This window comes from Marixanthomonas ophiurae (assembly GCF_003413745.1).
Taxonomy (GTDB): Bacteria; Bacteroidota; Bacteroidia; order Flavobacteriales; family Flavobacteriaceae; genus Marixanthomonas; species Marixanthomonas ophiurae.
This window is the reverse complement of sequence record NZ_QVID01000003.1, coordinates 18,229-39,769: the sequence shown is the minus strand read 5'-3', so window position 1 is coordinate 39,769 and position 21,541 is coordinate 18,229. Positions and strand designations below refer to the sequence as shown.

Below are 21,541 nucleotides of genomic sequence, written 5' to 3'. Positions count from 1 at the left end.
AAAATAAGAATGACTCAAAAATACAAAGTTTAACGAGGTTGAAAACTTTATTTTTGAGTATATTTAGGCACTTTAAAAAAAAAGAACTTTTTATCACTTAACTTACTGAATATATGCGTTTTAAAATTTTACTCTTAGCTGTTTTTGCTTTTGTAGCAAACACTTCTTTTTCTCAAGAATATTTAAAAATGATTGATGCTGGCACCTATAAAGTACAGGACGTAATCGATAGTGCCGAAGCCTATTTTGATGGTAAGGACAAAGGTCGAGGTACAGGTTATAAACAGTTTAAGCGCTGGGAATACAATGCGTTGCGTCTTCAAAATGAAAACGGATACTTAACTCCCATTGACAAAAATATAAAAGAGTTACAACGTTATAACGCATACTTAAATAGTACAGCAGGTTCAAGGGAAGTTTTAAATGACAATTGGACCGAATTGGGACCAACAAGCTGGAGCGCAACCTCTGGATGGAATCCAGGAGTGGGGCGTGTAACAGGGTTTTCAGTAGATGCTGCTGACAATGATCATATTATTATAGGTGCTAACACTGGCGGGGTATGGAAAACTACTAATGGAGGTCAAGATTGGTCGCCATTAAACGATAATTTCACTAATCTAAGTGTATATGCCGTAACGATGGATCCTGCAGATTCAAATACCTATTTTTCTGGTTCTACGAGCGGGATAATTTTTAAGTCTGAAGATGCCGGAGCTACTTGGAACCCCTTGGCAGATTTAGGCAACTCTTTGGTAAACAAAATATTGATCAATCCCAATGACAGCAATATAATGTTTGCATCCTCACAGAATGCAGGAATATATAGAACGACCGATGGAGGCTCTAACTGGGATCAAGTAACTACAGACTCTAACGGTTTTGATATCGAATTTAAACCTGGTGACCCATCTGTAGTATATGCTTCTGGAACTGGTTTTCACAAATCTACAGACGGTGGAGCAACTTTTACTCAAATAGGAGGTTTTAGCAACGGTCCAAAAATGATAGGGATTTCTGCAGATGATGATTCAGTTGTATATGTTTTGGAAGCTTCCGGAGGTCTTTTTGGAGGATTTTACGCCTCAAGCGATGGTGGCGACAACTTTACCGAGCTGGACCATGCTGGTAAAAACTATTTTGGTTACAGTACAACGGCGCAGGACAATAGGGGGCAAGCTCCAAGAGATATGGATATTGCTGTAAATCCAACAGATGCGAATGAAGTACATATTGCAGGTATTTTAACGTGGCGATCAACCGATGGAGGGAGTAACTTTAATATTACATCAGACTGGATTCCAGGTAATGCTGCAGGGGCGAACATAGGTTATTGCCATGCCGATGTGGATATTATGGAATTTGTGGGCACTACTTTATACCTGGGCACTGACGGAGGGATATTTAAAGCCGATAACACTGGAAACGTAAATTCTAGTTATTATACTGATTTAACCGAAGGTCTTGGGATACGCCAATTTTATAAAATAGGTGTTTCACAAACTCAAGATGTTATCGTTTCTGGAGGGTCTCAAGATAATGGAACATCTGTTTATACCGAAGCCCAAGGCTGGCAAGACTGGCTAGGAGCAGACGGTATGGAGACTTTTGTAGATTATGATAATACTAACAATCTATATGGAACATCCCAATATGGCTCTTTGTATAGGTCAAACAATGGAGGAGCCAGTTATTTTGGTCTTAATGCACCTGCGTCTGGAAATTGGATTACCCCTTTTGAACAAGACCCAACAGTACCAGCAACATTGTACACAGGCTACAGTAGCGTTTATAAGTCTATTAATAGAGGAAGCTCTTGGACGTCGATTTCACAAAGTTTTGGAAGTAACTTAAGTAACTTAAAAATTGCTCCTTCTAATAATCAAATAATGTATGCCACTAGGGGAGGGCTTATTTATAAAACCACAGATGGCGGTGCTACAGATTGGGAGACCCTTCCGTTACCAGGAGGTGCAATCAATTATATTGCAATACACCCAACAAATCCAGATAAAGTAGCAGTAGCGACTACAAGTGGTTCTAAAGTATTTGTTTCTGAAGACGGAGGTGAAACTTGGGAAAATTACTTAAAAAATCTTCCTAATTTTAGCGCACTTTCTGTAGTTTGGGATGATAACGGTGCCGATGGATTGTATTTAGGAATGAACTACGGTATTTATTATATCGATAATGGCCTTACTGAATGGCAACCTTATAGTAATAACATTCCAAATGTTCAGGTTAATGAGTTAGAGATTAACAATGAGACCGATATGCTTTATGCCGCTACCTACGGAAGAGGTCTTTGGGCATCTCCAGTAGAGGTTCCAACTTTGAGTGTGGAAGATAAAATTTCAGAAGAAAACGTAAGCGTATATCCCAACCCAGCAAATGATGAGCTAAATATTAAGCTTTCACAAAACTTGGAAGCTGATATTCGTATTTTTGATACATTAGGTAAGCTTGTTGTTTATCAACCAAATGTAAACATTTCAGGAAATTATTCAGTAGGTGTTTCTAACTTAAATAGTGGTATTTATTTTGTTAGAATTAATACCGAAGCAGGTACTGTAACCAAGAAATTTATTAAAAATTAAATAGTAATATAGTATTTAAAAATGCTTCAGGAATGTTATATTTCTGAAGCATTTTTTTATCTTACACCTCATGGATTTTTCTTCAAAATTATTGGAAAACGCAGTTAATGAAGTGTCTCAACTTCCAGGAATTGGAAAACGGACTGCACTTCGGTTAATGCTGCATTTATTGCGGCAACCCGAAAACCAAACCCAACAGCTTTCAGAAAGTTTATTGAAAATGAGGGAAGAAATCAATTTTTGCTCTAATTGTCATAACATTTCAGACAATACATTATGCGAAATTTGCTCAAACCCAAATCGAATAGAAGAAATTGTTTGTGTGGTTGAAGACATCCGTGATGTGATGGCTATAGAAAATACAAGCCAGTATAAAGGACAATATCATGTATTAGGTGGAAAAATATCTCCAATGGATGGGATTGGTCCTGGCGAGCTGAATATACATTCCTTGGTCGAAAAAGTAAAAAATGGAAAAATAAAAGAACTTATTTTCGCTTTAAGCTCTACAATGGAAGGTGATACCACCAATTTTTATATCTTTAAACAAATCGAGCCTTATAAAATAACGACCACAACCATTGCCCGTGGTATTTCGGTAGGAGACGAATTGGAGTATGCAGATGAAGTTACCTTAGGCCGTAGTATTGTAAACCGTATTCCGTTTGAAACGTCTCTAAAAAACCAATAAAGTTTGAAGCTTTCTGTAGTAATCCTCAACTATAACGTCCGCTATTTTTTGCATCAGTGCATAGTAAGCGTCCAGCGCGCCACTAAAAATATTGAAGCAGAAATTATTGTAATAGACAACGCATCACCCGATGATAGTTGTAAAATGGTTAAAGAGTGCTTTCCAAACATTACTTTGATAGAAAACAAAGAGAATGTTGGTTTCAGCAAAGCAAATAATCAAGCTGTTAAAGTTGCTAAAGGAGAATATGTATGTGTTTTAAATCCAGATACAGCTGTTGCTGAAGGTACTTTTGAAAAATGCTTGGGAATTTTAGAATCTTCAGGAAAAATTGGAGCAATAGGAGTTTATTTGTTAGATGGTACGGGTAATTTTCTTCCGGAAAGTAAACGAAATGTTCCTACACCATTCATTTCTTTGTTGAAAATACTCGGATTGACAAAAAAATATTATGCAAGTGATCTTTCAGAAGAAGCAACTGGATCCGTTTCTGTATTGGTAGGGGCTTTTATGTTTTTAAAACGAAGCGTATACAATCAGGTTGGCGGCTTTGATGAAGATTATTTTATGTATGGAGAAGATATAGACTTCTCGTATAAAATTGAACAGGCAGGGTATAAAAACCATTATATTGGATCAACAGAAACACTGCACTATAAAGGCGAGAGCACACAAAAAGACGCTGCATATTTAGACCGGTTTTATGGGGCAATGGAAATATTTTACAAAAAACATTTCAACTCAAACCAGTTGTTAAACACTTCGGTAAAAATTGGAGTTTCCTTGGCTAAAAAACTAAAAGGATCTTCTTCTGAAGAAAGAAAAACCCCAGCTGCTATAAGCCAAAAAGCAATTGTCTTAACTGAAAATTTACAGTTGTTAAAAATACTTTCAGAAAAAATAAAAATTCCCTTAACATCATCTTCCAAAACAATTTTTCAGGAGACAGAATTAACAAACACACTGTTCATCTTTGATGTAGATTATATGCCGTACCATCAGATATTTATGGTTATGAAGAAATTCAAAAATAAAAATAACCAATTTAGGATTCGTCCACCCGGTTGTAATTTTATTATTGGCAGCGATAAAAGCGACGAAAAAGGAAGTGTTCTTGTATTTTAAGGTTTTTGAAACATAAAACGATTAAAATTTGATTAATTTTGCACCGTTAATTTAAAAAAACTACTTGCAAAACGTTATGGCAAAATTTGAATTGAAACTACCTAAAATGGGCGAAAGTGTTGCAGAAGCAACCGTAACCAATTGGCTTAAAGAAGTGGGTGACACCATTGAGTCCGACGAAGCCGTTTTGGAAATCGCAACAGACAAAGTGGACAGCGAAGTCCCCAGTGAAGTTGACGGGGTTTTAGTAGAAAAATTGTTTGACACAGACGATGTGGTGCAAGTAGGACAAACTATTGCTATCATTGAAACTGAAGGTGATGGAGAAGACGACAATAGTGCTCCTGAGTCCTCAGCCGTTGATACAAAGCCAGAACCAGAAATGGTGCAAGCCGTTGAGGAAAAGGTTGAAACCGCAAAGCAATCTACACAGGCAGGAATAGAAAATAGTGACGACCGCTTCTATTCTCCTTTAGTAAAAAATATTGCCAAAGAAGAAGGCGTTTCTCAATCTGAATTAGATTCTATTTCAGGAACCGGAAAGGACGGGCGTGTCACTAAAAACGATATGTTGGCTTATGTAGAAAATAGAGGCCAACAACAAGCACAGCCTACGCAAGCAACGGCACAACAACCAGCAGTTTCAAAACCAGCGCCAGCACCAAAACAAAAACCTGCCGTTTCAGTAAACGGAGAAGATGAAGTAATCGAAATGACCCGAATGGGTAAAATGATTTCGAAGCATATGGTAGACAGCGTGCAGACTTCTGCACACGTACAATCTTTTGTAGAGTGTGATGTTACTAAGGTTTGGAACTGGAGAAATAAAGTAAAAGGTGATTTTGCAAAACGAGAAGGTGAAAAACTAACGTTTACACCAATATTTATGGAAGCAGTAGCAAAAGCATTAAAAGACTATCCATTAATGAATATCGCTGTCGATGGTGACAAAATCATAAAACGTAAAAACGTAAATCTTGGAATGGCAGCAGCTTTACCAGATGGTAATTTAATAGTTCCAGTTATAAAAAATGCAGACCAACTTAACTTGGTTGGGATGAGCAAAGCGGTAAACGATTTAGCAAACCGTGCTCGTCAAAATAAATTAAAACCAGATGAAATTCAGGGAGGAACCTATACGGTAACCAATGTAGGTACCTTTGGTAGTATAATGGGTACGCCTATTATTAATCAACCACAAGTAGGTATTTTGGCGCTCGGAGCCATTCGTAAAGTTCCAGCGGTGATTGAAACGCCAGACGGTGATTTTATTGGCATTCGTTATAAAATGTTCTTATCGCACAGTTATGACCATAGAGTTGTAAATGGAGCGTTGGGAGGACAATTTGTAAAAGCTGTAGCCGATTACTTAGAAGCTTGGAATGTAAATAGAGAAGTCTAACCTAAGCTTTTATCTAAACTTTTCTTTATTATTTTTTTCTGAAGAAAACAATTTTTTAAAATTCTGAAAACCGAACTATGGAATTAAACCTAAGCAAACCCATTTGTTTTTTCGATTTGGAAACAACCGGAACCAATGTGGCCAAAGATAGGATTGTTGAAATTTCCATCTTAAAAGTATTCCCTAACGGAAATAAAGAGAGCCATACGTGGCGCGTAAATCCAGAAATGCCTATTCCTGCTTCCACAACTGCTATTCATGGTATTACCAATGAAATGGTAGAAAATGAGCCTACTTTTAAAGAGTTGGCACATAAAGTGCAAGATCTAATGAAGGATAGTGACTTAGGTGGATACAACAGCAACCGGTTTGATATTCCACTACTTGCTGAAGAATTATTAAGAGTAGAAGTAGATTTCGATCTTAAAAAAGCAAAAGCAGTAGATGTACAGACTATTTTTCATAAAAAAGAAAAACGGACTTTAGAGGCCGCTTTCAAGTTTTATTGTGATAAAGATCTAACCAATGCCCACAGCGCCGAGGCAGATACTAATGCAACTTATGAGGTGTTAAAAGCACAATTAGATCGATATGAAGATGTAGAAAACGATATTAACTTCCTTTCCACTTTTAGTGCCCATAAAAATTTTGCAGATTTTGCAGGTTTTGTAGGGTATAATAAACAAGGCGAAGAGATTTTTAGTTTCGGAAAACATAAAGGCAAGAAAGTAACCGATATTATTGAAAAAGAACCTGGTTATTTTGGTTGGTTAATTAACGCAGATTTTCCACGATACACAAAAAAGGTATTGACCCGCATTAAATTGAGCCAATTAAACAACAAATTATAAATTCCCTCAAGTTTTACCAAGAGTATAGCAGACGGTGAGCAGTGGTCACTGAGCGGAGTCGAAGTAACACATAGATTACCATGAAGATAATTTGCGTAGGTCGAAATTACGCCGATCACATAGAGGAACTTAAAAACGAGAAACCAACAGATCCTGTTTTGTTTTTAAAGCCAGACACTTCAATTTTATTAAAAAAGCAACCGTTTTTTATCCCAGATTTTTCAGAAGAAGTACATCACGAAGTAGAGGTGTTGGTAAAAATAAAAAAAATAGGGAAGCATATAGATCGTAAATTTGCTCATAAGTATTATGACGAAATAGGATTAGGTATTGATTTTACAGCTCGAGATCTTCAGTCTGAGTTAAAAGAAAAAGGATTGCCTTGGGAAAAAGCAAAAGCTTTTGATGGTGCGGCCGTAATAGGTAATTTTCTTTCAAAAGAAACGTTTAAGAGTGTAGATGATATTAATTTCAGCTTAGAAAAAAACGGTGAAATTATTCAAAAGGCTTCTACCGAATTAATGTTGTGGAAAATTGATGAGTTGATTGAATATATTTCAAAATATTTTACATTAAAGATTGGAGATGTTATCTTTACAGGAACTCCCGCAGGTGTTGCAAAAGTAAATCCTGAAGATAGATTAAAGGGGTTTATTGAAGACAAGCAAGTTTTCTCCATAAAAGTTAAATAGATGAGTAGACATTATTCCAAAGAAAAAATTAAAGAAGTTGCTGGTGGTGATGAAGATTTTATGGCCGTTGTAGCTCAAACATTTTTAGAAGAAATACCACCAGATCTTCATGCATTGCAAGAAGCGATAGACAATGATAATAAAGAATTAGCGTACCAATTTGCTCATAAAATGAAGCCAAATTTTGAAATGTTTGGCGTTGAGGTAAATAAAGAAGTATTAGCAATAGAGTCTTGGACCAAAACTTCAAAAAAACAGAGTGCTATTGATCAAAAGTTATTACACGTAGTTACAACCGTAAAAGCTGTTTTAGAAGAGCTTAAAGAAGATTTTAACCTTTAGATGTTAACAGAAATAATCACCATTGGTGATGAGATACTCATCGGGCAAATAGTAGACACCAATTCTGCTTATATTAGCAAACAACTTAATCAAATTGGAGTTCAGGTATATCAAATAACCTCCATTCAAGATGAGCGTCAGCATATTCTTAATGCACTTGAAGATGCAAAAAAAAGAGTAGATTTAGTTATCGTTACAGGCGGGTTAGGCCCCACTAAAGATGATATTACCAAAGAGACCTTTTGCGAATACTTTGAAGACACTTTAGTAGAGAATGTTGAAGTGCTTCAAAATATAAAAGAAATCTTCGCAAAGTATATAAAACAAGAACCGTTACCTGCAAACTTAAAACAGGCGATGGTTCCTTCAAAAGCTGAGGTACTTCAAAATCCAAACGGAACCGCTCCTGGAATATGGATGGAAAAAGACAACACAGTTTTTATTTCAATGCCAGGTGTGCCTTATGAAATGAAACACATTCTTACAAAAGAGGTATTCCCTCGCATCATTAAAAAATACAACCGTCCACATATTTATCACAAGACATTATTGACTTACGGTTTGGGCGAAAGTGCCGTAGCAGAACGAATAGAAGACTGGGAAAACAAGTTGCCTAAAGATATAAAACTTGCATATTTACCATCTTTAGGAAGAGTGCGTTTACGGTTGTCATCAAAAGGGAAAGATAAAAAAGCCTTACAGAAAGCCGTAGATGAGCAAATGGAAAAACTTAACACGCTATTGGAAGATATAGCTGTAGGCTTTGAAAATGAAACTAGTATTGTAGAGCGCGTAGCTTCTCTATTACTTCAAAAAAAGCAAACGCTGAGTTTAGCAGAAAGTTGTACTGGTGGTTCAGTTGTTAAAGAAATAACCGCAGTACCTGGTGCATCTACTTATTTAAGGGGTAGTATTGTACCGTACGAAACTTCGCAAAAAGTTTCAGTATTAGGTGTAAGTCAAGAACTGATTGATAAACATACCGTGGTAAGTGCTCCGGTGGCAGAGGCAATGGCAACCCAAGTAGCAAAGCTTTTTAAAACAGACTATGCTGTCGCAACCACGGGTATTGCAGGGCCAACAAAAGGAGATGCTATTGATGAAGTAGGAACAGTGTTTATTGCAATCGCTTCACCAAAAGGAGTTGTTTCTCAAAAATTTAGCTTTGGTAATAACCGCGAACGTGTTATTATAAAAGCGACAAACAAGGCTTTCGAAATGCTTCTAAAAGAAATTTTAAAAAACTAAATATCTTTTATTGTGCATACCGATAAATTTATTTAAATTTGCAGCCTGTTTAAAAATAACTATAAACAATAAGGTAATGTCAAGAGTTTGTGAGCTTACGGGCAAAAGAGCAATGGTTGGGAACAACGTATCCCACGCGATGAACAAAACCAAGCGCAAGTTTAATGTGAATTTGGTAAAAAAACGCTTTTACATTCCTGAAGAAGATCAGTGGTTAACACTAAAAGTATCTACTTCAGCGTTAAAAGACATCAATAAAAAAGGGATTTATGCAGTAGTTAAAGAAGCTCGCGAAAAAGGCTTCCTTAACAAATAATTGCAATAACGTATAAAGTCGGTAACAATGGCTAAAAAAGGAAATAGAGTACAAGTAATTTTAGAATGTACAGAGCACAAAGCAACAGGTAAACCTGGGACGTCTCGTTACATTAGCACTAAAAACAAGAAAAACACTCCGGACAGATTAGAGTTGAAAAAATTCAACCCTATCCTTAAAAAGATGACTGTTCACAAGGAGATAAAATAATTAGTTATGGCAAAGAAATCAGTAGCAACATTACAAACCGGATCTAAGCGACTAAGTAAAGCCATTAAAATGGTGAAGTCAGAAAAAACAGGAGCGTATACTTTTGTAGAGTCTATTATGGCTCCAGACCAAGTAAACGATTGGTTAAACAAAAAATAACCAATATACAATACTATACAGAAAGCCACTTTTTTACGAAGGTGGCTTTTTGTATTTTTAAACCATTATCTTTGCCGGATATGGGCGTGCCCCTAAATCGGGTCGGGCTTTCGTCGCTACACGGTAGCGTACTCAATCCCTCACGCAAAACCGTGCTTAACTAACAAAACTATGAGCCTTTTTAAAAAAATATTTTCAAAAGAAAAAAAGGAAACCCTAGATAAAGGGTTAGAAAAATCGAAAACTACTTTTTTCGATAAACTGTCCAAAGCTGTTGCTGGTAAAAGCAAAGTAGATGATGATGTACTCGATAACCTTGAAGAAATACTCGTAACAAGCGATGTAGGAGTAAATACCACGTTAAAAGTAATTGAGCGTATAGAAGCTCGTGTTTCAAAAGATAAATATTTAGGTACAGACGAGTTAAATCAAATTCTTCGTGAGGAAATTGCTGGTCTCTTGAGCGAAATTGACTCTGGTAATGCAACCGAATTTGAAGTACCAGAACGTTCCGTGCCGCACGTAATTATGGTAGTTGGTGTAAACGGAGTTGGAAAAACTACCACCATAGGTAAATTAGCATATCAATTTAAGAAAGCAGGTAAAAAAGTAGTATTAGGAGCGGCCGATACCTTTAGAGCCGCGGCGATTGACCAATTACAAATATGGGCAGACCGTACCGAAGTTCCTATAGTAAAGCAAAGCATGGGCAGCGATCCAGCCAGTGTAGCGTTTGATAGTTTGCAAAGTGCTGTAAAACAAAATGCAGATGTGGTTATTATTGATACTGCAGGACGTTTGCACAACAAAGTAAACTTAATGAATGAACTTTCAAAAGTAAAACGCGTAATGCAGAAGGTAATTCCAGATGCACCACACGATGTTTTATTGGTATTGGATGGTTCAACTGGGCAAAATGCTTTTGAACAAGCCAAACAGTTTACCAACGCAACCGAAGTTACATCGCTAGCAGTTACCAAGCTTGACGGAACAGCAAAAGGAGGCGTTGTTATTGGTATTAGCGATCAATTTAAAATTCCCGTTAAATACATTGGTGTAGGGGAAGGAATGGAAGATCTTCAAGTCTTCAACAAGTTCGAGTTTGTAGATTCGTTTTTTAAATAACAAAAGAAACTAGATTGATTAAACTTGAGCCTTTTACGAAAGAAGATTTTCAAAGATTGATAAGTTGGATAGATTCCGAAAGAGCTCTAATTCAATTTGCAGGACCTATTTTTTCATATCCATTAACCACAAAGCAGCTTGAAGATTACGTTAATAAAGAAGGGCTTAAACCTAAAAGAATAATCGATATTGAAACTGATAAAGTTATTGGTCACTGTGAGCTAAACTTTCAAAACGAATACCCTCGATTATCAAGAATTTTGATAGGAGATAAAGTGTATAGAGGTAAAGGGCTGGGGAAACATATCGTCAGGCTAATGATTCAAAGAATTCAAAATAAAGCAACTGTTGAAAAAGTTGACCTACGAGCATTTGGATGGAACGAAAATGCAGTCCGATTATATAAAAAGGAAGGCTTTAAAATACAGCATGAAGCTACGGGGCAATTCAAGTTCCATGACGAATCATGGACAAACTTGTATATGATAAAACAAATTTAAATTTCAACCATAACTTATACTCTTGCAATTATTGATTTAAAAATACGACAATAGCAATAGAAGCAATAATAATATAGAGAGTTAAAACCCTTTCTATTTCTTACTTAATTATTTATACTTAGAGAATGCGTACAAAATCACTGAAGAAAAATAAGATTAATGTAGTAACCTTAGGCTGTTCTAAAAATGTTTACGATAGCGAAGTATTAATGGGACAGTTACGTGCCAATAACAAAGAGGTTGTTCATGAAGAAGAAGGAAATGTAGTAGTAATCAATACCTGTGGCTTTATTGCGAATGCAAAGGAAGAAAGTGTAAATACGATATTAGAGTACGTTCAGAAAAAAGAAGAAGGAACAGTTGATAAGGTTTTTGTTACCGGTTGCCTTTCTGAACGCTACAAACCCGATCTTCAAAAAGAAATTCCAGATGTAGATCAATACTTCGGAACTACAGAATTACCCGGTTTATTAAAAGCACTAGGTGCTGATTATAAGCACGAACTCATAGGAGAACGATTAACAACTACTCCAAAAAACTACGCGTATTTAAAAATTGCCGAAGGTTGTGATCGTCCGTGTTCGTTTTGTGCCATTCCATTGATGAGAGGAAAGCATAAAAGTACCCCTATTGAAGATTTAGTAACTGAAGCTGAAAAACTAGCCGCAAATGGGGTAAAAGAATTAATCCTAATTGCACAAGATCTTACGTATTATGGTCTTGATTTGTATAAAAAACGAAACCTTGCCGAACTACTTAATAATCTGGCAAAGGTTGAAGGAATTGAGTGGATCAGGTTGCATTATGCATTCCCAACCGGTTTCCCAATGGATGTGTTGGACGTAATGCGAGAAGAGCCAAAAGTATGCGATTATATCGATATTCCATTGCAGCATATTTCGGATCATATTTTAAAATCAATGCGCCGAGGTACTACGTATGAAAAGACAACTAACCTTTTAAGAGACTTTAGAAAGTATGTTCCCAATATGGCTATCCGTACGACACTTATTGTCGGATACCCTGGGGAAACGGAAGAAGACTTCCAGCTACTTAAAAACTGGGTAGAAGAAATGCGCTTTGAGCGTTTAGGTTGTTTTACGTATTCTCACGAAGAAAACACACACGCTTTTAATCTAGAAGATGATGTGCCTGAAGATGTAAAAATGGATCGGGCTAATGAAATTATGGCCATTCAGTCACAGATTTCTTGGGAATTGAATCAGCAGAAAATTGGTAAAGAATTCCGTGTTTTAATTGATAGAAAAGAAGGTAGTTACTTTGTTGGACGTACTGAATTTGACAGTCCAGACGTAGATAACGAAGTGTTGGTCAATGCTGAAGAAGGCTATTTAAGAACAGGCGAATTTTTCAACGTAAAAATAACAGCCGCCGAAGATTTTGACTTGTACGGGGAAGTAGTTAAAAGCTAATAAAATCATGAGAATTTCTTTTATAGTTTTTTTATTCCTTTTTATCTCGTGTAAAAATGAAGTAAAAAAAGAGGATAAAATATCTCCTAAAGAAATAACTGAAAACGTTCAATTAATTTCCAACCCTACTACGGTAAACAGTTCATTGCCACGATTGTTCAGTAATGGGGAGTCTCTTTTCTTATCGTACGTAACACAACGGGACAGCCTTTCAACGTTGTATTATTCAGAGTATAAATCTAAAAATTGGCAGGAGCCTATTGCGGTTAGCTCTGGAACAGATTGGTTTATAAATTGGGCAGATTTCCCGGTTATAGCCGAAAATAAGGGCACTGTTTTAACAAGCCATCTACAAAAGTCAGCGAAAGGTACATATACGTATAATGTAAAATTAGACCTTTACAATTCCGAAGAAGAAAGCTGGAAGAATGATTTTCTTCTCCATAACGATGGTACCAAAAGCGAGCACGGCTTTGTTTCTATGATACCTAATAAAAAAGGCTTTTTTGTAACGTGGTTAGATGGTCGAAATACTGTTGGAGGGGGTCATGAAAACCACGATTCTCATAATGAAGGTGGTGCCATGACGTTACGAGCTGCAACGGTTAACTTTAAAGGTGAAATCAGCAACGATACCGAGTTAGATAATAGCGTTTGTGATTGCTGCGGAACGTCATCAGCCATGACTACCAACGGACCAATCGTTGCGTATCGGGATAGAAGTAAAGAAGAAATTAGAGATATTTCAGTAATTCGGTTTGAAAATGAAGAGCCAACAAAGTCACAAACTATTGGGAATGATAATTGGGAAATTCCCGGATGTCCTGTAAATGGTCCTTCCATTGCAGCACTTGAAAATTCAGTTGCTGTTGGTTGGTTTACTGCAGTGGGAGGAGAAGGGAAAGTGCAAATAGCTTTTTCAGAGGATAATGGTAAAAACTTCGGAAGTTCTATTCGGGTTGACACTAAAAATGCAACCGGTAGAGTAGAGGTGGAGATGATTTCAGATAAAGAAGCTGTTATTATTTGGATGGAGCCCAATGGTGAAGAAGAAGTGATTAAAGTTAGAAAAATAGCTGTTTCAGGAGAAGTTGGAGCCCCAATTATTGTTTCGAAAACGAGTGCCGAGCGCGCTAGTGGCTTTCCTCAAACGGCAAAATTAGGAGACAAATTGTTCTTTGCTTGGACGCAAACAGATAGTTCTAAAGTTGTTAGGACAGCTCAACTAGATATTAAAAATTTATAGTTATTGTGCTTTTATCCCGTAATTGGAAAGGAAACTTACAAATAGTATCTTTATGGTATGAATAAGAGGTTTAGATTTCCAAAATGGACGGTGATAACTTTTACAGTGATATTGATAATCGTAATGATTATTACGTTTGTCCTTAAACAAAATAACCCCGAATGGCAATTTGGTAACACCTTTTTGTTGTCTCAAGCAATAGCCTTAGTACTACAGATTGTTTTAAATATTATTAATTGGCAATCTAATAAAAAAATAGTGGTCTTAATGACGCTGTTTATTAGTGCCACTATTTTAGCTTCTATAATTTGGCAATTTATTAGTTTTAATTTGGTTTATAACTAAGCTTGAAAAATCTACTCATCATAGGTCATACCTTTCCTGAACCGTCTACCACAGCGGCAGGCTCTAGAATGCTTCAGCTTATTCAGCTTTTCCTAGCAGATAATTACACTATAACTTTTGCAAGTACTGCGAGCGGTGGTGATAAATCTGTGGATTTGGAAAACTTAGGAGTTTCTTCAAAAAAAATTCAACTTAATAATCCTTCTTTTGATGATTTTCTTCAGAAACTGAACCCAACCATTGTGCTTTTTGATCGGTTTATAACCGAAGAACAATTTGGCTGGCGGGTAAGTGAGATCTGTCCAAAAGCACTAAAAGTATTAGACACAGAAGACTTGCATTTTCTTCGGAAAGCACGCGAAACAGCTATAAAAAAAGAGAAACCTGTTGAAGAAGCAAATTTATTTACGGAAACAGCAAAACGAGAGTTAGCAAGTATTTGGCGGTGCGATTTGTCACTTATTATTTCAGAAACTGAAATGATGCTATTACAAAACACCTTTGCTATTCCAGAAGATCTATTGTTTTATCTTCCATTTTTACTTTCTCCCACTTCAGAAAAACAAATTGAAAACCTGCCAACTTTTAAAGAAAGAAACCATTTTATTACCATTGGTAATTTACTGCATGCACCAAATGTAGATTCTGTAAAAATTTTAAAAAAGAAGATTTGGCCTTATATAAAAGCAAAGCTTCCAAAAGCTGAATTGCATATTTATGGAGCGTACGCTCCACAACAAATAGAGGAGCTGCATAACGAGAAGGAAGGGTTTATTATTAAAGGTTGGGCGGCAAATAGTCACACTGTAATACAACAAGCAGGAGTGTGTTTAGCGCCAATCAGGTTTGGTGCAGGATTAAAAGGGAAATTGATAGATGCTATGCAATGCGGAACGCCTTTTGTAACTACAAATATAGGAGCCGAAGGGCTTTATAGTGCTTCTGCAACTAATAATGGGATAGATAATTGGACTGACTTTATAGAGAAAGCTATCGCGCTTTATACCGATGAAAAAGTTTGGTTAGAAAAGCAGCAGCAAAATTTTAAAATACTCAATAACCGATTTGATAAAAATCTTTTTGAGGTTAACCTTATTGAAAGAATTTTCACTCTTTTAAACTCATTAGAAGCACACAGAAATAAAAACTTTTTTGGGCAAATTTTACAGCACCACACGGCACAAAGCACAAAGTTTATGTCCAAATGGATTGAGGAGAAGAACAAGTAATACGTTAGAGTGGAAAAACCATCTTTATATTACTTCGCTCATATGGTACATCGGGCTCTTGTTCTACTTCTATAAACCCGAATTTTCTATAAATATAAATAGCATTTTCAAGCTTGGTATTGGAGTATAGAAACAGTTTTTCAAACTTATTTTCTTTTGCAAAATCAATACAGTATTGCATTAGCTTTTGACCAATTTTCTTACCTCGTTGGTTTGGCGAAACGGCCATTTTGGTAAGTTCAAAAGCGCCTTCTTCTTTTTTTATAAGGGCAACCGTGCCTAAAACGGTCTTGTTTTCAACAGCAAAAAAGATATGCCCGCCAGGGTTTAAAATGTATTTTTTTGGATTACTTAATACTTCTCGGTCAAAATCTTCAACATAAAAGTATGTTTCTAGCCATTCTACATTTAGCTCGTAAAAGTCTTGATCGTATTGTGGCTCGTAGGATGTAATTTTCATGAAGCGATACAGTCTGATATTAAATAAGAAATCGTTTTCCCTAATTGTCCCGAATTGCTTGAAAAAGCCGGTGCTCCTTCACAAATATGTATGTATTTACAATTTTGTTTTTCTGAAAAATAAGTCAAGAATTTTCGCGCTTCGGTTAGCGTAAAACCGTTTGGCGTCATCGCACTGCTTCCTATATTTTCAATAGCATCCAAATCTAACTCAACACCAAAATAGTCAGTTTTGGTATGTAGAAATTCGTCAGCATGTTGAAGTGCTTTTGAAAAAGCTATTTTTTCTGAAATAGCAATATCTTCAAAAATGGAATACTGAATTCTTTCTGGATTGGCATCCATCATTTCAAAAACAGCCTTTGAGGTATAATTTCTATGAATCCCAACTATGGAATACTTGTTTAAATAACCATCTTCATAAGCGAATGAAAATCCATTACCGCTATGCCGATGCTCTAAGGTTCGAAAATCTGTATGAGCATCAAAATTCACGCAGTTTATTCCTTTGCCGATAGCTTGCGAAGCTCCTTTTAAGTTTCCGAAGCTATTATTATGACCGCCCCCAATGATGATAGGTGTTTTATTTGCTTGAACAATTCGCTTGATTGTTTCTGAAACTTTATCGTCAATTTGAGTTACTAACTCCCCTAACTTTTCAAAATAATGTGGATCTTCTTCATCAATTTTTTCTGCTTGTTCCATTTGGGTTTTACAATCTATCTCACCCAAAACAATCAAGTTTTCAGCTTTAGTGAGCAAATTGTTCTGAATATTGCAAAACGACTGCAACCCTGACACCCAGGCATCTCGTGCGCCCGGTTTTCCGTGATTGGCACGTATGCCAATATCTTCAGGAATACCTAATAAAACATATTTTGATTGGGTGTTTTTCAATTCTTCCCAATTAGAAACTGTTTTTACAGCAGCTCCCAGTTTTTCTTCTCCAGCTCTGGAACTCGTAAGCTGTGCCAATTCTTTTTCAGAATAAAATCGAACGAAATCCATTATACAACTTCTCCTTTTATGATTACAGAATCGATTAAATTACTTCCAAAGGAATACGGTAAATAACCATACGAGGGAACCGCTTTTGTTATAATAAGACTCGCAACTTTACCTTTGGTAATACTGCCGTGTGTATCGCTAATTCCCATTGCATATGCACCGTTGATAGTGGCAGCGTTAATTGCTTCTTCTGGTGTTAATCGCATTTTTATACAAGCAGTAGAAACGACAAAATTCATATTTCCACTGGGCGTAGAGCCCGGATTATAGTCTGTTGCTAAAGCAAGTGGTAACCCAGCATCGATTAATTTTCGGCCAGGCGTATAAGGAATACTTAAAAAGTAGGAACAGGAGGGAAGTGCCACTGGCATGGTTTCACTGCCTTTTAAAGCTTCAATGTCTTCGTCGGTCATTACTTCAAGGTGGTCTACACTTAAAGCATCGTATTTTACACCCGCTGCAATACCGCCAATAGCATTAAACTGATTAACATGAATTTTAGGGGTGAGCTTATATTTTTGTGCTTCTTTTAGAATTCGCTCCGTTTCTGCTACTGAAAAATAACCGTCTTCACAAAACACGTCCACATAGTCTGCTAGTTTTTCTTCAGCAATCTTTGGGAGCATGTCATTGCAAATTAAATCGATGTATTCCGTTTTATTCTCTTTGTATTCGGTTGGAACAGCGTGGGCTCCTAAAAAAGTAGTTTTCACCGTTATTGGATAGTTTTTTTCTAATTTTTTGGCAACCCGAAGCATTTTAGATTCCGCTTCGGTAGTAAGTCCGTAACCACTTTTTATTTCAATTGCTGCTGTTCCTAGTTTCATCACTTCTTCCAATCGTTTGGCAGATTGCTTATACAAATTTTTTTCAGAAGTTTCCTGTAACTTTTTAGCGCTATTGACAATCCCACCGCCTTTTTCAGCGATTTCTTGATAGGATAACCCTTTAATTCTATCGATAAATTCCTGCTCACGGTTTCCTGCATAGACAATATGTGTATGCGAATCACACCAAGCAGGCATCACGATTTTACCAGTACAATCAATGGGTTTAAAGCCTTCCACATTTGGAATATTCCTCATGTCACCATAATCTGAAATAATACCATCTTCAATAAGTACCCAAGCATTATCTATACTTGGTAATTGGTTCATTTCTGTTCCGCTTACTTTTTGCGGTGGATTTTCACGGGTTTGCAGTAGTTTCTGTATGTTAGTAAGGAGTAATTTCATACCATAAAGATAGTAAACTTGACAAGGAATTTATACCTTAGACGTTCAGAAAATTTTAGTGAGATGAAAGAGAATAATTTAGGGATAAATACCATTTGCACACACGTTGGCGAAGTAAAAGATGAACAGTTTAAAGGAGCCGTTTCCCCCATTTATACGTCAAGTTCATATGCGTATGAAGGAGTTGATGTAAAACGCTATCCGCGGTATTTTAATACACCGAATCAAGAAGCGCTTTGCAAAAAAATTGCGATGCTCGAAAAAACTGAAGCAGGTTTAATTTTTGGAAGTGGGATGGCGGCCATAAGTACAACAATGCTCGCTTTTTTACATGCGGGCGATCATGTGGTATTGCAAAAAACGCTTTACGGCGGAACCTATAATTTTGTAGTTGAAGAATTTGATAAATTTGGTATTAAATACGATTTTACAGAAGGTTTTTCTGAAGCTGACTTTACTTCAAAAATTAAAGATAACACCAAAGTAATTTTTGTTGAAACACCTTCCAATCCGTTAATGCTAATAACCGATTTGGAAATGATTTCACGTATCGCAAAAGAGCGAAATATTGTTACAATGATTGACAATACGTTCGCGTCTCCCATAAATCAAAACCCGGCAGATTTCGGCATTGATATTATGATACACAGTGCTACCAAATACATGGGCGGGCATAGCGATATTTGCGCAGGGGCGGTTGCTGCATCAGAAGAGCATATTACGAAAATTTGGAATGTTGCTAAAAACTTAGGTGGAAGCTTAAGCGATTATACGGTTTGGTTGCTGGAACGAAGTATGAAAACCATGAAACTTCGGGTAAAAGCACAGAATAAAAATGCTAAAAAACTGGCTAAATGGTTACATAGACATGATCTAGTTGACAAAGTATATTATCCTGGTTTAAAAAGTCATCCAGATTATGCGTTAGCAAAAAAACAAATGCGAGGGTATAGCGGCATGCTTTCTTTCGAGTTAAAAGAAGGAGTGGATGCTTCCAAGTTTATGAAATCATTGAAACTAATTAAAGAGTCCATGAGTTTGGCCGGAGTAGAATCTACTATTTTATCACCTACAAAAACATCGCACGCATTACTTTCTTCAGGAGAAAGAGAACGACAAGGAATAAGCGATGGTTTGTTACGTTTTTCTGTAGGAATTGAAGAAAAACGCGACTTAATAAACGATTTAGAGCAAGCCTTTGAAACTGTTTTAGAAGGAAAATTACAAAAAGTATAAACCATGAAGTTAGATATATTAGCCATTGGGGCGCATCCTGATGATGTAGAGTTAAGTTGTTCAGGAACTATTGCAAAAGAAGTAGCAAATGGTAAAAAAGTAGGGATATTAGATTTAACTCGAGGCGAGTTGGGTACAAGAGGCACAGCTGAAATTAGAGATAAAGAAGCAGAGGATGCTGCTAAGATACTGGGTGTAGCGGTACGGCACAACTTACAATTCTCAGATGGTTTTTTTGTGAACAATACGGCTACTCAGTTGGAGGTTATTAAAATATTGAGAAAATACAGACCGGATGTTGTCTTATGCAATGCAATTGATGACCGTCATATCGATCATGGAAAAGGCAGTAAGTTGGTTAGCGATGCTTGTTTTTTAAGCGGTTTACGTAAAATTGAAACAATCCATGAGGGTAATCACCAAAAGGAATGGCGACCTAAACATGTGTACCATTATATACAGTGGAAAGACTTAACGCCCGACTTTGTTGTTGACATAACTGGACATTTAGATAAAAAACTAGAATCGGTTGCTGCGTATAAAAGTCAATTCTTTGATGAAAACTCTAAAGAACCGGTTACGCCTATCGCTACGGCAAACTTTAATGAGAGTATAACATATCGTGCTCAAAACTTAGGACGCTTAATAGGAGTGGAGCACGGAGAAGGCTTTACAACAGAACGATACGTGGCTGTAGATTCTATTTTTGATTTGATCTAAAAATTCTGATATTTTTATATTGTGCAAACGTGGTAAATACCTTATATTTGCACTCGCTTTTAAAGCGAAATTACATGGTGGTTGTAGCTCAGCTGGTTAGAGCATCGGTTTGTGGTACCGAGGGTCGCGGGTTCGAATCCCGTCTTCCACCCAAAAGTAAAGCCTCTCGGAAACGAGAGGCTTTTTTTGTATTCAGAATGTATGTTTCAAGGCGTCTGAGTGTCCCGGTAGGAGGGATATATCGAAGCCCCGTGATTTTTATTAAAGCTTATCTGCCGTAATTCTACCTTCCCGATTTGCTATTTCCCAAGCGGTTTGAAAAATTAATTGTGCTCTTTTTGTCATTAAGTCGTATTCAATTTTATCAGGAGTATCCGTTGGTTTATGGTAATCTTCGTGTGTTCCATTAAAATAAAAGATGATCGGGATGTTGTTTTTTGCAAAGTTGTAGTGATCGCTTCGGTAATAAAAACGATTTGGGTCGTTTTCGTCGTTATATGTATAATCTAACTCTAAGTTTGTGTATTCTTTGTTCACTTCTTCAGAAACATCGTGTAGTTCTTGGCTTAGTTTGTCACTACCTATTAAGTAAATATAGTTTGGATTATCTTTTTTATCTGGATCAATTCGACCAATCATATCTGTGTTTAAATTAGCAACGGTATTCTCTAAAGGAAAAATTGGGTTTTCAGTGTAATATCGAGAGCCAAATAATCCTATTTCTTCTGCTGTAACGTGTAAAAATAAAATAGAACGCTTTGGTCCATTTCCATCTTTAACTGCTTGCTGAAAAGCTTCAGCCATTTCTAACATTGCCATAGTTCCGCTACCGTCATCATCTGCACCATTGAAAATAGTACCATCTTCCCGCATACCTACGTGATCGTAATGAGCAGAAAGTACAATTATTTCATCTGGTTTTTCTGAGCCTTCAATAAAAGCGACTACATTTTCTGATGGTTTAGGATCTTGCATTCTATTGAAATATTCAGCAGGGATGGTTTGATAATAATTATTCTCTTCGATAGGAGAAGCAATACCGTGATCTTGATAGAAGTTACGAAGGTATTCCGCAGCCATTTTTTGACCTTTTTCACCTGTCATTCTCCCTTGCATTTCATCACCAGCAAATGTGTATAACATGGTTTTTAATTCTTCAGCGGTAATACTATTGGCATAGTCCACGCGGGTTTTTTTCTTGGCAATAGTGGTTTGCGCTGTATTACATGATACTACAAGTAGTGTTAATAGGGAGAGAAAAAAATATTTCATTTGTATATTAATTATTGATTTTTAATAAGGATGCTTTATTTTTATTATTCAATTGAATAATAAAAATGCCTTTTATAAAAGAATCAACTTTTAATAAAAG

At 36.4% G+C, this 21,541-nt stretch carries 23 protein-coding genes and 1 tRNA gene; 20 read left to right on the top strand and 4 right to left on the bottom strand.

Translation table 11 applies throughout. The annotated features are described in order from the left end of the window. Positions 1 to 113: 113 nt before the first annotated feature. The 17 genes from DZ858_RS14940 to DZ858_RS14860 all read left to right on the top strand — a co-directional run bounded on the left by DZ858_RS14940 (position 114) and on the right by DZ858_RS14860 (position 15,511). Positions 114 to 2,597, top strand: a complete 2,484-nt coding sequence (locus DZ858_RS14940; protein ID WP_117160495.1) for a T9SS type A sorting domain-containing protein — start codon at positions 114 to 116, stop codon at positions 2,595 to 2,597. A gap of 70 nt (positions 2,598 to 2,667) precedes the next feature. Beyond that, the gene (gene recR, locus DZ858_RS14935) at positions 2,668 to 3,288 is read left to right on the top strand and encodes a recombination mediator RecR (RefSeq protein ID WP_117160494.1); all 621 of its coding nucleotides are present in this window, start codon (positions 2,668 to 2,670) and stop codon (positions 3,286 to 3,288) included. Between the two features lie 3 nt (positions 3,289 to 3,291). Then, positions 3,292 to 4,413 carry a glycosyltransferase family 2 protein gene (locus tag DZ858_RS14930; protein ID WP_117160493.1) on the top strand — a complete coding sequence of 374 codons (1,122 nt, stop codon included), beginning with the start codon at positions 3,292 to 3,294 and terminating at the stop codon, positions 4,411 to 4,413. A 76-nt stretch (positions 4,414 to 4,489) separates the two neighbouring features. Next, complete coding sequence (locus DZ858_RS14925; RefSeq protein WP_117160492.1) at positions 4,490 to 5,815, top strand: dihydrolipoamide acetyltransferase family protein; 1,326 nt, start codon at positions 4,490 to 4,492, stop codon at positions 5,813 to 5,815. A 77-nt stretch (positions 5,816 to 5,892) separates the two neighbouring features. Continuing rightward, positions 5,893 to 6,666 carry a 3'-5' exonuclease gene (locus DZ858_RS14920; RefSeq protein ID WP_117160491.1) on the top strand — a complete coding sequence of 258 codons (774 nt, stop codon included), beginning with the start codon at positions 5,893 to 5,895 and terminating at the stop codon, positions 6,664 to 6,666. 80 nt (positions 6,667 to 6,746) lie between these two features. Further along, positions 6,747 to 7,358 (top strand): fumarylacetoacetate hydrolase family protein, encoded by a 612-nt coding sequence (locus tag DZ858_RS14915; protein ID WP_117160490.1) that lies wholly within the window; start codon positions 6,747 to 6,749, stop codon positions 7,356 to 7,358. Then, positions 7,359 to 7,700 (top strand): Hpt domain-containing protein, encoded by a 342-nt coding sequence (locus DZ858_RS14910; protein WP_117160489.1) that lies wholly within the window; start codon positions 7,359 to 7,361, stop codon positions 7,698 to 7,700. Then, a complete protein-coding gene (locus DZ858_RS14905; protein WP_117160488.1) occupies positions 7,701 to 8,948 on the top strand; it encodes a competence/damage-inducible protein A in 1,248 nt (415 codons plus the stop codon). Positions 8,949 to 9,024: 76 nt separating this feature from the next. Continuing rightward, positions 9,025 to 9,264 (top strand): 50S ribosomal protein L28, encoded by a 240-nt coding sequence (gene rpmB, locus DZ858_RS14900; RefSeq protein WP_117160487.1) that lies wholly within the window; start codon positions 9,025 to 9,027, stop codon positions 9,262 to 9,264. Positions 9,265 to 9,291: 27 nt separating this feature from the next. Further along, a complete protein-coding gene (gene rpmG, locus DZ858_RS14895) occupies positions 9,292 to 9,474 on the top strand; it encodes a 50S ribosomal protein L33 (RefSeq protein ID WP_117160486.1) in 183 nt (60 codons plus the stop codon). Positions 9,475 to 9,480: 6 nt separating this feature from the next. Beyond that, positions 9,481 to 9,633 (top strand): DUF4295 domain-containing protein, encoded by a 153-nt coding sequence (locus tag DZ858_RS14890; RefSeq protein ID WP_117160485.1) that lies wholly within the window; start codon positions 9,481 to 9,483, stop codon positions 9,631 to 9,633. A gap of 171 nt (positions 9,634 to 9,804) precedes the next feature. Beyond that, the gene (gene ftsY, locus DZ858_RS14885; protein WP_117160484.1) at positions 9,805 to 10,758 is read left to right on the top strand and encodes a signal recognition particle-docking protein FtsY; all 954 of its coding nucleotides are present in this window, start codon (positions 9,805 to 9,807) and stop codon (positions 10,756 to 10,758) included. Between the two features lie 14 nt (positions 10,759 to 10,772). Further along, positions 10,773 to 11,258: a GNAT family N-acetyltransferase gene (locus DZ858_RS14880; RefSeq protein ID WP_158548379.1), complete on the top strand. Its 486-nt coding sequence runs from the start codon at positions 10,773 to 10,775 to the stop codon at positions 11,256 to 11,258. A 125-nt stretch (positions 11,259 to 11,383) separates the two neighbouring features. Continuing rightward, a complete protein-coding gene (gene rimO / locus DZ858_RS14875) occupies positions 11,384 to 12,691 on the top strand; it encodes a 30S ribosomal protein S12 methylthiotransferase RimO (RefSeq protein WP_117160482.1) in 1,308 nt (435 codons plus the stop codon). A gap of 7 nt (positions 12,692 to 12,698) precedes the next feature. Continuing rightward, a complete protein-coding gene (locus tag DZ858_RS14870) occupies positions 12,699 to 13,937 on the top strand; it encodes a hypothetical protein (protein WP_117160481.1) in 1,239 nt (412 codons plus the stop codon). Between the two features lie 57 nt (positions 13,938 to 13,994). Beyond that, positions 13,995 to 14,282 (top strand): hypothetical protein, encoded by a 288-nt coding sequence (locus tag DZ858_RS14865; protein ID WP_147309609.1) that lies wholly within the window; start codon positions 13,995 to 13,997, stop codon positions 14,280 to 14,282. A 2-nt stretch (positions 14,283 to 14,284) separates the two neighbouring features. After that, the gene (locus DZ858_RS14860; RefSeq protein WP_239990809.1) at positions 14,285 to 15,511 is read left to right on the top strand and encodes a glycosyltransferase; all 1,227 of its coding nucleotides are present in this window, start codon (positions 14,285 to 14,287) and stop codon (positions 15,509 to 15,511) included. A 4-nt stretch (positions 15,512 to 15,515) separates the two neighbouring features. Here DZ858_RS14860 and DZ858_RS14855 read toward each other — a convergent pair whose 3' ends face one another. From DZ858_RS14855 to hutI, 3 genes are read right to left on the bottom strand one after another with little or no spacing between them, the layout of a single operon-like run. After that, entirely contained in the window at positions 15,516 to 15,971 is a 456-nt protein-coding gene (locus DZ858_RS14855) for a GNAT family N-acetyltransferase (RefSeq protein WP_117160479.1), read from the bottom strand. Then, on the bottom strand, positions 15,968 to 16,978 hold the full coding sequence (locus DZ858_RS14850) for a formimidoylglutamase (protein ID WP_117160478.1): 1,011 nt from the start codon (positions 16,976 to 16,978) through the stop codon (positions 15,968 to 15,970). The genes DZ858_RS14855 and DZ858_RS14850 overlap by 4 nt, the downstream gene beginning before the upstream one ends. Then, the gene (gene hutI / locus DZ858_RS14845) at positions 16,978 to 18,213 is read right to left on the bottom strand and encodes an imidazolonepropionase (protein ID WP_117160477.1); all 1,236 of its coding nucleotides are present in this window, start codon (positions 18,211 to 18,213) and stop codon (positions 16,978 to 16,980) included. Before hutI ends, DZ858_RS14850 begins: the two co-directional genes overlap by 1 nt. Positions 18,214 to 18,276: 63 nt before the next feature. Between hutI and DZ858_RS14840 the strand changes: the two genes are divergently transcribed. From DZ858_RS14840 to DZ858_RS14830, 3 genes are all read left to right on the top strand, one after another. Continuing rightward, positions 18,277 to 19,449, top strand: coding sequence for a trans-sulfuration enzyme family protein (locus DZ858_RS14840; RefSeq protein ID WP_117160476.1), 1,173 nt, complete (start codon positions 18,277 to 18,279; stop codon positions 19,447 to 19,449). A gap of 3 nt (positions 19,450 to 19,452) precedes the next feature. Further along, positions 19,453 to 20,169, top strand: a complete 717-nt coding sequence (bshB1, locus tag DZ858_RS14835; protein ID WP_117160475.1) for a bacillithiol biosynthesis deacetylase BshB1 — start codon at positions 19,453 to 19,455, stop codon at positions 20,167 to 20,169. A 76-nt stretch (positions 20,170 to 20,245) separates the two neighbouring features. After that, positions 20,246 to 20,321, top strand: a tRNA-His gene (locus tag DZ858_RS14830). Positions 20,322 to 20,430: 109 nt separating this feature from the next. Here DZ858_RS14830 and DZ858_RS14825 read toward each other — a convergent pair. Then, a complete protein-coding gene (locus DZ858_RS14825; protein ID WP_117160474.1) occupies positions 20,431 to 21,441 on the bottom strand; it encodes a M28 family metallopeptidase in 1,011 nt (336 codons plus the stop codon). Positions 21,442 to 21,541: the final 100 nt, after the last annotated feature.